Raw genomic sequence first — 15,238 nt, forward strand, 5'->3', positions numbered from 1 at the left:
TATGAAATCTTACGTTACTAGCTACTTCACACATCCATTTATACGTTTTCTCATACAAAACCTACGTTACCAGCCCCTTCACATGACCGTTTATATGTTTTTTCGTATGAAATACGATGCTCTTCTGGATAAGAACGTAGTAAGATATAAGATAACCAAAAGGGGTGTCAATTCAAAAAATTCATCGGCGTAACACCTAGCAGTTACCGGGTGCAACTATAATTCATAGTAGCTTTGCTCTCGATAAAATATCTACTTGCTTATTACCAGCACTAGATGTTGCATACATACCAAATAAACGCCATAACCACGCACTACTTTGTTCCACCCAACCGGCTACATCACGATCAACTAAGTTATCTCTACCAGTGGATGTAATTTCATTCGCTAGTGATATACCATGTACTCCATTTGGGTAAATATGTAACTCAAAAGGAATATCATGTTTTGCTAACGCTTGGCTAAATAGTAAGGAATGCTCTACTGGCACAACATTGTCAGCAAACGTGTGAAAGAGAAACGTAGGCGGTGTATGCGAGCCAACATGTAGCTCACAAGATAATTGCTGCTGCATTTGCTCATAAGGCTGTTCTCCCATAGCACATTCCCACATCTTCTCCAATCTTTTCTCAGAATCATCAGCACACGAAATAACCGGATATCCAAGTATCAATGCATTCGGTTCGTTCGTCCCCGGTGCAATGCCCGCTTGCTGGACTATTTGTTCCTCATGCCACATCGTTCCTAAGCTCGCTGCCAAATGTCCTCCCGCCGAAAAACCACATATAGCCACCCGTTTGTCATCCAAATGCCATTCTTCCGCATAATTCCGAATCAATGCCATCGCTCTTGAAACATCAATCAGCGGTGCTGGAAAAGCTGCATGTACCCCAACGGAATAACGTAATACGAACGTGTGAAATCCTTTGCTCAAATAATGAAATGCAACAGGATCAGCTTCACGATCAGATGTCATCATATAGCCTCCACCTGGTAAAACTAAAACCGCTGGACGCTGTTTCCAATTGCTCATCTCTGGTGACGTGTCAATAATATATGCCGTTAATGTTACTCGACCATCTTCTGTTAAAGGGAATTGTAGCGTTTTCATTTGTTCCTCCTTCATCATCTTTCTTCACCTATCTATGTCGGCAAAGATCATGTACAATAGTGACTAATCATTTGTTTTTAATTCGCAATTAGCGATAGATTAATTATAGCAACATAGGAGAAGGGATGGAATAACTTTGCCTAATAATAGAATTGCACTCGTCATTGGAGCAACAGGTTTAGTCGGTAGTGAACTAGTAAAACAGCTTTGCATAGGTGAACACTATCAACAGATTAAAGTAATTGCCAGACGTTCTCTTTCATTTTCTCATCCAAAATTAGAAGTTACCGTTTGTCATTTTGACAATATTACTAGCGAACATTTGCATGGCGTGCAGGATGTCTTTTGTTGTATAGGGACTACGATCAAAAAAGCTGGCTCTCGCCCTGCCTTTGAACAAGTAGACTATCACTATCCGCTAACCGTAGCTACTTTTGCCAAACAGCAGCAAGCCGAGCATTTTCTCGTTATTACCGCTATGGGAGCCAATGAATCCTCCCCCATTTTCTATAATCATGTCAAAGGAAAATTAGAAAATAGACTGATCGCCCTATCATTTGAGCGTTTATCGATTTTGCGTCCTTCTTTATTAACTGGTGAGCGCCCTGAAGTGCGAACTGCTGAAAAGTTAGGCGAATGGTCGTTTAAAGTAGTTAATCCGTTGTTAATCGGTCCATTTCGCAAATTCCGTTCGATACAAGGCGCTGAAGTAGCACAAGCAATGAAACAGATTGCGTTAGTACCTAGCAAACAGCAGGTAACCATTTACTCTTCCGCCGAAATTGCAAAAAAGTCGCACTTCCAACCGAATGAATAGGCTGGAAGTACAACTTTTTTTATTGCAACTAATTTCCAGATACGAATAAACCAAATTCAGCTAGCAACGCACTACCGATATACGTTCCTGTAAAAACAAATATAGCGATAATCGCTACTCGCCAAGAAGTTTTACGCAAATCTGCCAAGCGATCAGCAACGGAAATACCGGCAAATGCCAATATTGGTGTTGTTATCGATAAGAAATTAACATGACCGATTGCTGTTACCAAATCATCAGATAATAAACAACCCGCTAACGAAACAATCGAAACCCAGCCGAGAACAGGGAATTCTTGCAATATTCTAATCGATGTTTTTTTCATTAACTCTGAAATAATAACACCTATTAACGAAAAACCCCACAATACACCTAAACCAGCTAACGTACCTAACGTAATAGATCCTTCGCCACTTTTTATAAATTTCATTTGTTCTGTAAACAAAATTAAACTAACACTGAGTAACAAGACGAGCGCATATTTAATATATTTATTCAAGCTTGTTTCTACTGGTTGTTCTGGTTGTTCTTTCACTGTTTGTTGACTCATTTTTTTCCACCTCTTACCATCAGGTTGTACATGAAGCGTTGAAGCGGCACAGCAAGAAATACCATCGTATACGTCCCGAGGAAGCTTGTTAACAACTGACTGGCAGCGGCATAACCATTAATCGTTATTGCCATCTCAGGTGCAATAGCTACTAGGGCAGAGGATGAACCTGTCATCATACTAGCCGAGCCAACACCAGACGCTATCGCTAATGCTTCAATCGAAAAACCAAGGGAGTGCATAATCGGTGCTAAAATACTAAAAAATAAAGCGCCAAACAACGTACCGATAATATACAACGACAATACTCCTCGACCTTCTGGAGAATCCAATGTGTATTTTTCAGAAATATAGGCGAGCTCTCCTTCGCGTCCTAGCCCAAGCGTGGAACCAATTGCTTCTCTACGTAAACCAAGTGCAATCGCAATTGGCAAACCAATCAAAACTGTTCCTAAATTACCAAGCTCTTGCAGCAAGAAAACCCAGCCAACTTTCATAATTTCCTCTAGTTTCGGTGCAACGTCTGCCCCGTATCTTGCCATCAACGGTAGCATAATAAAAATTAAATACTTACTAGAAAACCCAACATTCGCTTTACTGTAAATCTGTTTCATAAACCCTTTTCGAAAAATGGCCATCCCTAATACCATCGTAATAACAATAGCAAAGACAAGTGGTAGCAAACTAATCTTGAGGCTTCCTATCGTAATTGGTCTAATCCCAATTAGTTCTGATATCGCTATTACGACCATAACAAATGCGATTAAAATAAGTAGTGATAATTTTGACTTCAACACCTGATCCTCTTTTCTGTCTACAATTCATCTATTCAAGTCGTACTACTCTGTTGCTACTATCGACTGTAATAATTGTTCATATTGCTCAAAAGAACGACGGTAAAGCTTCGTACGATCTATACGTCCATTCATTTTCTCCAGCACCTGCGTCAAAAACTGCGGAAATATGTCAAACAAAAATTCCGGATCGACATCTTTGAAATCATCACCATGAATCGTCCCACTGAATCCACTATGACCAATTTGGATACACGGAATCATAAACGACAAGTCTCCAATATCTCCTGCTGCACTAATCGTATTGCCATCCCAAATATCGCTAATTTCCTCATTTTGTTCAAACGCTTCTCTTACAAACTCATTCAAATCATGATTTTGATGAAATGGCAAATAGCCCATTTGTGTCTTCACTTCTACTTCGCCCTGCAAAGCTATCGCACTACCGTTCGCTGCTGCGTCGAGAAGTTTGGCTGCTTCCTTCATATAATCCGTAGACAGCGTACGTAAATCAGTGCCTACTTTGATTCGGTTAGGAATAACGTTAGTAGACATATCCGACTCCATCACAATGGGATTGATTCGTACTTTTTCACTATCCTTCATCTGTTGCCTGCTTAACCCCAGTGCTACGTTAAAGAGTGTAGACATACTGTATGCATTTTTTGCCGAAAATGGGTCAAATCCAGCATGAGTCGCCTTGCCAATAAACGTATAGTGTTTATACAAAAAGCCTGCCAGATCACAATTAATTTCAATTGTCCGTTTTTCGAATTCTCCACCGATAGCATGAACGCACATTCCAATATCGATATCATCAAACACACCAAGTTTCATTGCTTCAGGTTTACCGCCATAATAAGAAATAGTACCTTCTTGCAACAGCTGATCACGATAAGTAAGATCCAAATATTCCTCAGCTGGAATAAAGATGAAAGTAAGGGTATAATCCAACGCTTCATAGTTTTTAGTTTCTACATAGTGTTTGTATAACGCAAGAGCAATTGCTACTTGAGTATAGTGCCCACAATTATGTGCTGCGCCTGTTTTCGGATCTGCCTGCCAATGAGAAGGAGCATAAACTGCATCCAGCTCTGCAATAAACGCAATATTAAGCGACTTTCCTTTGCCTAGTGAAGTTTTCACTCCAGTTGTACTGAATAGTTCTAGCTCTGCTTCTGGATGGACCGACTTTATGAACTCCTGCACCAAATTAGTTGTATGAAATTCCTTATAACCTAGCTCTGGATGTTCAAAAATCGTACGTGCAATACGGTAAATTTCATCATATTGTTTTTGAAAACTCATAATATCTCCTTATACCACTTGTAATATATTAAAAAGCTCACTTGGAGATTATACCACAGAATTTTGCGTGTAGTAATGTCGATTCATGTAGAAACATGCCCTTTATTAACCACGTTATGACGATTTTCATGTTAAACTAATATAGATAGCATTCCCTATTTTTGCGAAAAAAGAATAACTATTTTATAATAGTAAGCTAACAAGATCAATTTGGAGGATGGCATGGACTTCATTAGAAATGAATTAGAAAATTATGGTCTTTCAGGAACGACTGTTACCTACTTAGCCAGCATTATTATGATACTGTTCATTGCGGCAGTGTGCATTTTGTTCAATTTTATTACTAAAAAAGTGATTCTTAAAATTATTACCCCGATGATTATGAAAAATAAGTACACATGGGACAATATTGTTTTAGAAAAAAAAGTATTTCATAAATTATCGCATCTCGTACCAGCTATTATTGTCTATTCCTCGGGTGAAACGTTTCCCAAATACCAATATTGGATTGAAAAATCTGCCGTTATTTACATTACAATTATCATCATTAGTATCATCAACGCATCACTAAATGCATTAGATGCTATCTACCACACCTATCCCATTTCCAAAGTTCGACCTATTAAAGGTTACATTCAAGTCGTCAAAATTGTGCTATATATTATCGGTGGTATTTCTGTTATTTCTAGTTTAATCGGGCAAAATCCGCTCATTCTTATTAGTGGGCTAGGTGCTCTGTCTGCTGTATTTATGTTAATTTTCAAAGATTCGATTCTCGGTCTTGTTGCAGGTGTACAGCTATCATCGAACGATATGGTACGTGTCGGAGATTGGATAGAAATGCCGAAGTATCATGCAGATGGAGATGTTATCGAAATTACGTTAAACACAGTGAAAGTGATGAACTTTGACAAAACAATTACGATGCTGCCAAGCTATGCGCTTATTTCTGATTCTTTCAAAAATTGGCGTGGTATGCAAACCGCAGGTGGTAGGAGAATTAAACGCTCGCTCTATATCGATACGACCAGTATTCAGTTTTGTACACCAGAAATGATTGAAGCATTCAAAAAAATTCACTTTCTAAAAGATTATGTGACAACGAGAATGGAGGAAATAGAACAATATAACAATGAGCATCAGATCGACACTTCCAGCAAAGTAAACGGTAGACAATTAACGAATATCGGTGTATTCCGTATTTATGTACAACAATATTTAAAGCATCATCCTAAAATTCACCAGCAATTAACACTTTTAGTACGACAGCTTGCTCCGGGCGATAGTGGGCTGCCACTAGAAATCTATGCTTTTACTAACGACACGACATGGGCTATATACGAATCAGTACAAGCCGATATTTTTGATCATATATTTGCTGTTGCTCCTGAATTCGGATTACGCACCTTCCAAAGCCCAACCGGACATGACATTAGCAGTATGCTGCAACAAGATGATCCAGAGCAAGAGCAGCCTAATCAAGTAGCTTCACCGTAACGATGATTATGCTATCAATGTTTATATAGTCCTTCTCAACAAAAAAACAGAGTGCCCAGGCACCCTGTTTTTTGCTTACGTATATTTATTAATATGAGCTGCTAATTGCTGCGCTATATATGAGCTACCATTTGCTAGTTCTTGCCGATCAAAACGAATAGTGACATAACTTTCATCCATATCAGCAGCTTCTGCTAGCCAACCAGACAACCCTCTTGCTCGTCTGTCAATTTGTACAAGCATTTCAATACCACTGGCATTGGGATAAAACATAAACTCTAATTCATCCAATACGTTTCGATAATGTGCTGTCGGAATAAACTCGAACTCTTGGACAAATGGAATATTGTCTACACGAAATCTTCTGGCTACTTCTTTGCATGAAACTTCATGCATACGAAAGCCCATTTGTTGTACAGCATCTAACACGACGGCAACATGTGGGTGTGGTGCGACTGACAAATAATCATTATCTTGCGGGTCAATCGCTTCTTTAATATCTAACCCAGTCTGAAACCAAACCGGTGTTTTACCTATAGTAGCTGGCAAAATATCCGGTAGTTTCATCGTAACGGGAAATTCATACCGTTGTTCCGCCAAAACAGTGAACTTTCCAGCCAATTGATACTTCGCTATCGTAGCATCCACACTAACTTTCGAATCACTTTGCTCTTTTATATATCTTGTTTTCAAAAATGCATAAATATCATCGACATGTTGATCCACTCGCCCGCCTTGAATGCGAACGACGCCATGAATCGTTTCTCCCGCCTGTACATGATCTCGTTCTAATATAAGATCTACATTCGCCGCACCAATTCCTGCACTAGCGAGCATTTTCTTAAATAATGTCATCAGATAATACCTCCTCTAATTGGTTCAAAGTTTTGATACGCATTGCGCAAAGAATTGGTTTCGAAAATTTCAATTATTCTACTAAAAATCAGCAAACATCCTTCATGATTTACCCTTCAATTTTGCAGATTCGACGTGATACAATCGTAAAAAACAAATATTATTTAGATGACGAAGACGCATCGTCTGACGATTATGAAGATTTTCTGGATGCTGTCCATGAATCGATACAAGGCAATCATGATGTACTGCAAATGTTCAGCTACCCTGATGGGCAACATGATGATGCCGAATACGAAGCAGCACTAATGCTCCTAACTGGCAAAGAGTATGACTATAGTATGGAAAATGCTCTGCAAAAAATAACTGCTGCTCTAAATGGTGACCAATCTAAAGCTAAACAAGAAATCTCCTACATACTATTGTTGCTACAACTTGATTCTGACAATGACATTGGCTTCTGTTGGTGGGATGCTGGTGCTTTGCAATTTTATGTTCGAAAAGAGGATTTACTTGCCCAAAAGTTTGATCGAACCTACTGTTCGCTATATTCTAGTTAGTTTGTAAAAACATAATAAAATCAACTAAGCTATCGGTTTGCAAGTAACTATATGACTAAAAAAACAGACCGATAGCTTTTGGATTGCTACGTTTGTTGGTGGTGCATGCCAATCGTTCGGCAATTCGGGCAATGTTCTATATAGAGCGTACCTTCTGCGCTATCATACAATGTCGACCACGGAACCGCAGCAAAAAAAGTCATCCGTTCTTCGCAATCCGGGCACGAATCAAACTGTGCATCTTGTATCCATTCCGGTACGCCGCCAATAGTAATTACTTCATCCCCACCGCAAGCATAATATTTAGGCAAACTAGTAGCTGTAAGTGTTAACTTCATTTGATCCATTGCTTGCAAGTCTGCTGCCGAAACATAATTTTTTTCTCCCGAACTTTCTTGCTTCATAAGCGTACAATTACCATAAGCGTCGTACCGCACATAGTTTGTCTCATGCATCATACAACAATTTGGACAGACTGGAATAGCTAGTACTCCTGTCACATTCAAAAAAGAAAAACGATCATCTCGTCCATCGAGACGCAGTATATCAATCATTTGGCAACCACAATCCGAGCAATAATCGTCCTGTCGCAATCGCCCAGCAGCAGCTGCGGCATCGCCGTCTCCATCAGGCAGCATGGCAAAACAAGTATCATAATGCAGTTGTACCGCTTGACCGCTACGGTTAAATCCCCAACTACTTTCTTGTGCATAGATGGCAGGACCTACATATAAATTACTCTGCCACGGCAGCGGCTCTTTCTCCAACTGAGCGAATACTTCGACTACTCGGTCTCCACCGCTTGCAGCTAAGCAAAGCATCATACTACTAGCATCTTGCGAAGGACAATCCGGCTGTAATAAGCGGCTAATTATTTCTTCTTGCACTACTTTCGTCGCATCTCGATATAAGGTGCCGGGGTAATAAATATTTTTTTGTAATGCTGCTTCTGCTACTTCCGCCAAATTTATATCATGATAAGCAAGCAAGCCATTAAAATCGTCATAGATTTCTTTCCACTTCTCTACTTCCTCTATTCTTTCTATGATGGTTTGTAATTTTAATTGCAACTGATCTGTAGTCAGTTGTTCGTAACTTTCACGTTTTTCACGACTGCTACACTTCCAACACACGCCTTGAAATCCAATCTCCATTTGACAACGTTCACATTGATATCTACTCATCTCTATCTCTCCCAACGGAATTTCTCTATTTATAATGACTATTATATACTTTTCTGTCCCTCCGTTAAACGAATAGTTGTCTCCGATAGCTCTGTAATGATTTGAGAAATTTGCTCTGGGCTAGCTTGCTGTTCCGACTTCAGCCACTCGTTAATAATACCTGTACAGCCGTAAATCATATATGTAAAATAATAATCGGAAGCTGTAACTGGAATTGTTCGCTCCCCGAGATCTGCTTTAATTCGTTGAAAAAAGATTGTGCGAAATTCTTTAAAAATGCCCGTTAACAAATTACTTTCCTTCGATTGCTGCATCATCGCTTGATAAATCGTTTTACGTTCATAAATAATTTGCAACAGCTGCAATACGGCACCTTTTTCAGAACATAAGTCTTGCTTTACTACTACTTTTTCTCGCAGCTCATCTACCATTTCTTCTCGCAACACATCAAACAAATGATAAACGTCTTTGTAATGTAAATAAAATGTACCACGATTAATATCTGCTCTATGGCATATTTCTGTCACTGTTATTTGCGATAACGCTTTTGTTGCTAACAATTGTAAAAAACTATTTTTAATACTTTCTTTCGTCAATACTGTACGTCTATTATTTTTTATACCCGCCACGTTTACCTCTCCTCCCCATCCATTCAACACTCTCTATATGCTTTGTTCATTTCATAACAATTACTATTATAGTGATTATTGACTTCAATACCTCTACAATACTATATTAACATCATGTCATAAAATCAACAGCTGTCTAAATTATACAGAGTGGAGTGTGAGCAAATTTGTTATTAGAAAACAAAGTAACTCTTATTACAGGAGCAGGAACAGGGCTCGGAAGAGCAACAGCGCTTAAAGCCGCTACCGAAGGTGCACATGTCATTCTAGTTGGACGACGAAAAGATAAGCTGGAAGAAGTCGCTCAAGAAATTAGATCTAATCATGGTATAGCTAGCCTGTATGCTACTGACGTTACCAACCCGGAAGAAGTAAAACAATTAAAACAACAAGTACTGGCAGATATCGGGCGTATAGATGTGCTCGTTAACAATGCTGGTGGAACGAAAGCATATCAACTTTTGCGTGATATGGACTACGCTACCTTCCAATCGGTTATGCAATTAAATCTTGATAGCGTCTTCTTAATGACATCTGCGTTTGTGCCAATTATGCGGGAGCAACAATACGGAAGAATTGTGAACATCACTTCACAAATGGCTAATTTCTACTTAGAAAATCTCGGAGCTTATTCGGCAGCTAAAGCAGCAATGGAAGCACTTATTCGTACTTATGCTATAGAAGAAGAGCAGTCAGGCATTTTGATGAGTCTGTTTGATCCTGGTAATTTAAAAACAGAACAAAATCCATATGGCGAAGGCGACCCTGCTACAGTAGTAGATAAGCTAATTGCACTTGCCGCATTGCCAACAGGCAGTGCTAATGCACAAACTGTACGTGCGTCAGCAGACTAAAATAATAAAAACCGCTAACGAAAGCAAGCAGCTACTGCTTGACCTTCATTAGCGGTTTTTTATAATTATTTTGATATCCGAATATCTTTATTGTGCAACGAAATATGATAGTGTTCATTGTATATAACTTCGAAAGTTCCTTGTGTGGACTGTTCTATCGATACTTGTGGCGCATCTTCATAGTAAGGAATTAATAAAGTAAGGAACACTGCTTTGTCTATATTCAATTGCTCCACGCTGTGCTCATACCTTACACGAATAGCATCACGCGATACATCTGTCACATCCGACATTCGCCCCGGTAGTAAACTACTTTCACCACAGTCACTCGTCAAAATAGCTAAGTTAGCTATGTCACTATTTGCAATAACTTTATTGTCCATGATGTTAACATCGGTAAAGTCTAGGTGAAAATAGCGTTGAATATGTTTCGCATTACTATGACGTAACCCTTCAAGTTCATCTACCACTGCTAAAAATTTGTTATCTACTAGTGCAATATGTCTGCGATGAATAATCGGCTCATAGTTTTCATGTTCAGCGCTAGCTACTTGATAAAAACCGCAATCCTGCACGTTGTAAATTTCACCTTTTTTTTGTGGTCCATAATTAAAAGAACCTAAATACTCAAATTGATCACGTTCGTCAATTAATACGGTAGAGTGATAATTGCTGCTTTTGAATTGTTTGCGATCTTCGTCATCTCTATAACAAAATATACCTGGATCTCCAATCATATCTTTACCCAACGCCGTAAAATCAAAACTCATTAGATCAATATGTGCATGGAAGTTTTGAATTGGAGCACGACAAGTGAATAAGAAGCTCAATGCTTCCTTTTCCCAACCGCTACGAATAATAGCTTGATGTATCGTTCGATTCCAAAACACTGTATTTTTGTCACAATGATAAGCTTCTTTACGCTCGATAACTACATCTAATTGTTCTTTGAACGCTACAATGTCCGGTGCTCTCCATATATGTCGCAACGCTTCTTCTCGTACTATTGATTTTTCTATCCAGTTAGAAGCAAGTGCTACCCAAGTCATATCATTTAACGCCATAAATCCATATATTCCACCCATTACTGCCAAATGATTAGCATTGGAATCACCTACAGGAACACATTTTCCCGTTGGTCGTAAGGAATAAATAGAATAATCAAGGTTATGACGAAAACGTTCCATAAACGGTTGCGAGAATGAAAAACCGAAGCGAGCAGCTAATACAGCCGCAAGTCCAAACCAAAACATACAACCATTATGATACGATGGACAACCTTCGATTTGTCCGCCATCTTCTGTTAATTGTGCTTCTGAACATCGTTCAATTCCATCAATGGCAAATTGTTTCCATTCCTCTGCCTCTTTAAACTCAGGGAAGTACAACGCTGTTGTTAAAACACCTAGACATTCCATCAAGAAGTGATTATGATCTGCTTTCGGCCATAACAAAGGCGATACTCTCCGCAAAAGCTTTATTTGCATATAAACCGATACCATATATTTTTCCAATACTTCATCTGTCAGTAAGTCGCTATGACCCAAATGTTCTAGTATTAGCGGCCATGTTTTATAACATCTAATACCTAACTCAAGAGCACGCAATGGGTGACACTGCGAAAACCAGCCTATAGGATGTTGCTCCATTTCCTTCGTAATAGGTACCTTTTCTATCCAATCTAACAATTCATCAATGACTTTCTGACCATACTTTCTTTCTCCTGTTAAAGAGTATGCTTCTAGCAATTCTTGCCAATGTGTCATACGATTCAGTTGCCATAGAAATTCATTGTCATTATGACGACGCTCGAGCCAGACAGGTGGATTACCAATGAACTCTCTTACTCCACCCGTTCCAGGCAATTGCAGCATACCATTATAAGCTAATTCTGCTGCTTCTACTGTTTGCTGTACAACTTCTGGTAATTGCTCTCTTATATAAGCGGCTTTTTCTGTCATTGGCTCTAACCTTGACCGTACGCGAACAAGCATTTCCGCTGCACTTAATTGTTCCTTCAAACATTCTTGTAATTGCATGACAGTACCTCCAACTATCTAATTGAAAATATCAAAGTATCAAAATTACATGACAACGTTGTTTCATATTTAATTATAACGAAAAACATAGCGTTTTTATTGTTTGTTTTATCTAATTCGTATGTTAATTTCTCCACATTATTGCCTTATTAATTCAATGTTAGCTATAATAATAATGCTATAAGTCAATTATATTGAGGAGAGAAGTACATGACTGCCCAAAAACAAAGTGCAATGGAATCTATGATTGAATGGCTAGCACATGAAGATGAACTCGGCAAAGCGCCTAGTAAAATAGAGTGTGTTGGAGAATTTGACTTGCACGATATGCATTACTACATATTTAAATTTAAAGCATCTACTTTTGGAAAGTGGTTGCTAGGAGTGTGCGGAGGGTATGAAAACCTCACCGAAACCACGCATTGCGGTCATGTGTTTAGTGAATTAGAGCCTTATGATCCAGCAACTGCTGAACAAAACTCAATTGAAATGGTTGAGATGATTCGCGAATATTGGATGAAAGAAGCGGCAGCATATGAAGCTGGCCAAGCAGAAGATGGAAATGATAGTAGCGATGAAGGCGGCTCTAACATTTTTAATGGCTTCGTTTTATTGAATTCAGATGAATGTGATTTGGAACAAATCAAACATAATTTACTCCAAGATTGGGGCATCGCTCCTACTCCGGATGAAGAAGAAGAGTCTGGTGGCAATACGCTTGTTTTTGAAGCAGAAGGATTTACTATTGCATTAAGTTTTATCAATGCCCCCGTTCCTGACGGAGAAGCAGAACATTTTGCAGGAGCTAACTTTTTCTGGCCGGAAGCTGTGGAAGTAACTAAAACGCACGTTTCTCAAATAATATTAGCCGTATTTTCACAGTCACATGATGCACTAGACACTGGTATAATGTACACGATGTTAGCATCTAGTAGTCTAAAGTTACCTAACGCTATCGGTCTCTATTCCTCGGGAACTGTATATCAACCAGAAGCTTTTATCGATATGGCTCAAATTATAAAAGAAGATAACAGTAGCTATCCGTTATTAAATCTCGTTTACTTCGGTATTGTTAGGTCAGAATCCGGTGTAAGTGGCTATACGTATGGTCTTAAATCGTTTGGAAAGAAAGAAATAGAGATAATAGATAGTGCGGCGGATTCTTCTGAGCTGTATGATTTTTTAATCGACATTTCCTCTTACGTATTACAATACGATGTTACTTTGCGAGATGGCGAAACGATAGGATTTACAGAAGATCAGAAGTTGCCAATTACGCAGTCCAAAGGCGTTTATATAGAAGGTGATAGTCTCAAAATCGGTTTCTAATTGTTTAAACATATATGCACGCAAATAAGCCGGCAAGCTTGACACTAAATCTGTTTGTCGGCTTTCATTTTTATAACTGGCGCTCTAGTTACTTATTTCTGCGATGCAATCTCATTTTACTATACAAGTACAGTTATGCTATTCCAACATCCTGACTTCTTCCGAGCTAGTATTATTATTCTTTTTCCGAGACGCGATAATAATTTCCTTTCCTTCCTTCAACAAAAGCCGCAATGATTTCATCAATACTGCTTTATGCTCCGCCGAGTGATTCAAGGCACGAACCATCTGACTAATTTTTTGCCACTTGGTACGACCCAAATCTTCAAACGTTCGAATATCTCCGACCTCAAAAACATGAAATAACGCAGATATAAAAGAAGTTCGTTCTTTTTGATCCAGTTTGGTGAGCCAAGACTTTAATGTCTGATCTAAAACTTCACTCTTTCGCTCTACACTTTCGCCTCGAACAAAACAATTGCCCATTACTTCCCATGAAAAAGCTTCATGCTGCATTAAAATCGAAGCTTTACTTTGTACAATCGTATACTCCTCCTGATGTTCCAGTAACATCCCGACAATAGAAGACTGTGGCACAATCGTACGCACTTTACTTAATATCTGTTGGTAGGCTTCACTACTGATCATCTTTTTGTCAAAACCAGGACCGTCATGATTATATACTTCTACAATTCGCTCCTTCATCTCGGCTTTGCACATTATAGCGGCATAAACAGCAAGATTGCCTCCCTTTGAATGCCCGCCTAGTCGTAGTAACTGCTCTCCTTCCCCCACAGTATCTTCCAAATAACATACTGCTTCGTACTGTGAAGCAACCGGCATCCGAATGCTCATATTGAAGTTTTCTCGCCAACCAACAATTGTATTATCAGTACCTCGAAAAGCGACAAAAGTAGAACCGTCATCCAATGCAACGTGCATAGCAGCAAACTGCTTTGTACTATCTAGATCAATAATATTTCCAAATTTGGACAGTCTAACGTTAGCAAAACGCGGGGCTAGCGCCAACTTACGCAAAAGTGGTAACGAAATTCGGACAATATAGCCCATCTGCTCCATTTGCTCTTCACTATACATAGAAAAGTAACGGTTAGCCGCTTCTTCTATTGTTACACTCGCCTGATTCCACTTCGTTGGTACAATATAATCAAAATTAACATAAACTAATTGCGACAATATCAAACTATCCACTTCGTTAAAAGGTGACTGCGAGAAAGACAAATCGCCACGCCAATCCAAATAATCCATTATATTTGCCATCAAGATTCCTCACTTAAATAAAATAACTATATTAATATAGGAAGGAATACGTCCGCTCACTACTCCTCACACTCTATTACCCTAATTTCGATATCGTCATTCAATTATCCTTCCATATGCAAGATTGTTATTAGAATGTCCTAATACGTAACAAACGATCATCTTGTCTGACTGATCTAGGATGTGTCTCAAGACTCATCACTAAGTCAATTTAAAAATCTACAGCGAAAATTTGCAATAAGAGAGTATAGTGGGAGTTTATACGATAAAACGTACAAACATACAAATAAGTACTGGGGGAGAAGTAAAGTCCATATAATTGTGTAAAATGCATCTGGAAGAAAATAAGAAGAGCCATGATGAATTATTTCCTTTAGAATGAAGTTGTCGAGACCACATTCCATGGAGGGATTCATCATGACTCAATATC

14 protein-coding genes are annotated in these 15,238 nt (G+C 38.8%); 5 read left to right on the forward strand and 9 right to left on the reverse strand.

The genetic code is table 11. The annotated features are described in order from the left end of the window. Positions 1-223: 223 nt before the first annotated feature. Positions 224-1,111 (reverse strand): alpha/beta hydrolase, encoded by an 888-nt coding sequence (locus ACFSTH_RS14030; protein ID WP_377774034.1) that lies wholly within the window; start codon positions 1,109-1,111, stop codon positions 224-226. Between the two features lie 136 nt (positions 1,112-1,247). Between ACFSTH_RS14030 and ACFSTH_RS14035 the strand changes: the two genes are divergently transcribed. Next, entirely contained in the window at positions 1,248-1,928 is a 681-nt protein-coding gene (locus ACFSTH_RS14035) for an NAD(P)H-binding protein (protein WP_377774032.1), read from the forward strand. A gap of 28 nt (positions 1,929-1,956) precedes the next feature. Here the strand turns inward: ACFSTH_RS14035 and ACFSTH_RS14040 are convergent, their stop codons facing one another. From ACFSTH_RS14040 to ACFSTH_RS14050, 3 genes are read right to left on the reverse strand one after another with little or no spacing between them, the layout of a single operon-like run. Next, complete coding sequence (locus ACFSTH_RS14040) at positions 1,957-2,478, reverse strand: hypothetical protein (RefSeq protein ID WP_377774030.1); 522 nt, start codon at positions 2,476-2,478, stop codon at positions 1,957-1,959. Beyond that, a complete protein-coding gene (locus ACFSTH_RS14045) occupies positions 2,475-3,272 on the reverse strand; it encodes a DUF3100 domain-containing protein (RefSeq protein ID WP_377774028.1) in 798 nt (265 codons plus the stop codon). Before ACFSTH_RS14045 ends, ACFSTH_RS14040 begins: the two co-directional genes overlap by 4 nt. Positions 3,273-3,317: 45 nt before the next feature. After that, positions 3,318-4,580 (reverse strand): M20/M25/M40 family metallo-hydrolase, encoded by a 1,263-nt coding sequence (locus ACFSTH_RS14050; RefSeq protein WP_377774026.1) that lies wholly within the window; start codon positions 4,578-4,580, stop codon positions 3,318-3,320. A gap of 222 nt (positions 4,581-4,802) precedes the next feature. On the opposite strand from ACFSTH_RS14050, the gene ACFSTH_RS14055 reads away from it, so the two are divergent. Beyond that, the gene (locus tag ACFSTH_RS14055) at positions 4,803-6,077 is read left to right on the forward strand and encodes a mechanosensitive ion channel family protein (protein ID WP_377774024.1); all 1,275 of its coding nucleotides are present in this window, start codon (positions 4,803-4,805) and stop codon (positions 6,075-6,077) included. 75 nt (positions 6,078-6,152) lie between these two features. Here the strand turns inward: ACFSTH_RS14055 and ACFSTH_RS14060 are convergent, their stop codons facing one another. Next, the gene (locus tag ACFSTH_RS14060; RefSeq protein WP_377774022.1) at positions 6,153-6,932 is read right to left on the reverse strand and encodes a sporulation protein; all 780 of its coding nucleotides are present in this window, start codon (positions 6,930-6,932) and stop codon (positions 6,153-6,155) included. On the opposite strand from ACFSTH_RS14060, the gene ACFSTH_RS14065 reads away from it, so the two are divergent. Beyond that, positions 6,926-7,492, forward strand: a complete 567-nt coding sequence (locus ACFSTH_RS14065; RefSeq protein ID WP_377774021.1) for a DUF1963 domain-containing protein — start codon at positions 6,926-6,928, stop codon at positions 7,490-7,492. The two genes, ACFSTH_RS14060 and ACFSTH_RS14065, sit on opposite strands and share 7 nt — an antisense overlap. 86 nt (positions 7,493-7,578) lie before the next feature. Here the strand turns inward: ACFSTH_RS14065 and ACFSTH_RS14070 are convergent, their stop codons facing one another. Both ACFSTH_RS14070 and ACFSTH_RS14075 read right to left on the reverse strand, forming a co-directional pair. After that, positions 7,579-8,676, reverse strand: coding sequence for a hypothetical protein (locus ACFSTH_RS14070; RefSeq protein ID WP_377774020.1), 1,098 nt, complete (start codon positions 8,674-8,676; stop codon positions 7,579-7,581). 41 nt (positions 8,677-8,717) lie between these two features. Beyond that, positions 8,718-9,305 carry a TetR/AcrR family transcriptional regulator gene (locus ACFSTH_RS14075; protein ID WP_377774018.1) on the reverse strand — a complete coding sequence of 196 codons (588 nt, stop codon included), beginning with the start codon at positions 9,303-9,305 and terminating at the stop codon, positions 8,718-8,720. Positions 9,306-9,472: 167 nt separating this feature from the next. Here ACFSTH_RS14075 and ACFSTH_RS14080 point away from each other — a divergent pair, with 167 nt between their 5' ends. Continuing rightward, positions 9,473-10,159 (forward strand): SDR family NAD(P)-dependent oxidoreductase, encoded by a 687-nt coding sequence (locus tag ACFSTH_RS14080; protein ID WP_377774016.1) that lies wholly within the window; start codon positions 9,473-9,475, stop codon positions 10,157-10,159. A 65-nt stretch (positions 10,160-10,224) separates the two neighbouring features. Here the strand turns inward: ACFSTH_RS14080 and ACFSTH_RS14085 are convergent, their stop codons facing one another. Beyond that, on the reverse strand, positions 10,225-12,198 hold the full coding sequence (locus ACFSTH_RS14085) for an alginate lyase family protein (protein ID WP_377774014.1): 1,974 nt from the start codon (positions 12,196-12,198) through the stop codon (positions 10,225-10,227). A gap of 210 nt (positions 12,199-12,408) precedes the next feature. Here ACFSTH_RS14085 and ACFSTH_RS14090 point away from each other — a divergent pair, with 210 nt between their 5' ends. Beyond that, entirely contained in the window at positions 12,409-13,527 is a 1,119-nt protein-coding gene (locus ACFSTH_RS14090; protein ID WP_377774012.1) for a DUF4261 domain-containing protein, read from the forward strand. Between the two features lie 138 nt (positions 13,528-13,665). On the opposite strand, the gene ACFSTH_RS14095 is transcribed toward ACFSTH_RS14090, so the two are convergent. Continuing rightward, positions 13,666-14,808: an Mbeg1-like protein gene (locus ACFSTH_RS14095; protein WP_377774010.1), complete on the reverse strand. Its 1,143-nt coding sequence runs from the start codon at positions 14,806-14,808 to the stop codon at positions 13,666-13,668. Between the last annotated feature and the right edge of the window lie 430 nt (positions 14,809-15,238).

The sequence above is a fragment of the Paenibacillus yanchengensis genome (genome assembly GCF_042684845.1).
GTDB lineage: Bacteria > Bacillota > Bacilli > Paenibacillales > Paenibacillaceae > Pristimantibacillus > Pristimantibacillus yanchengensis.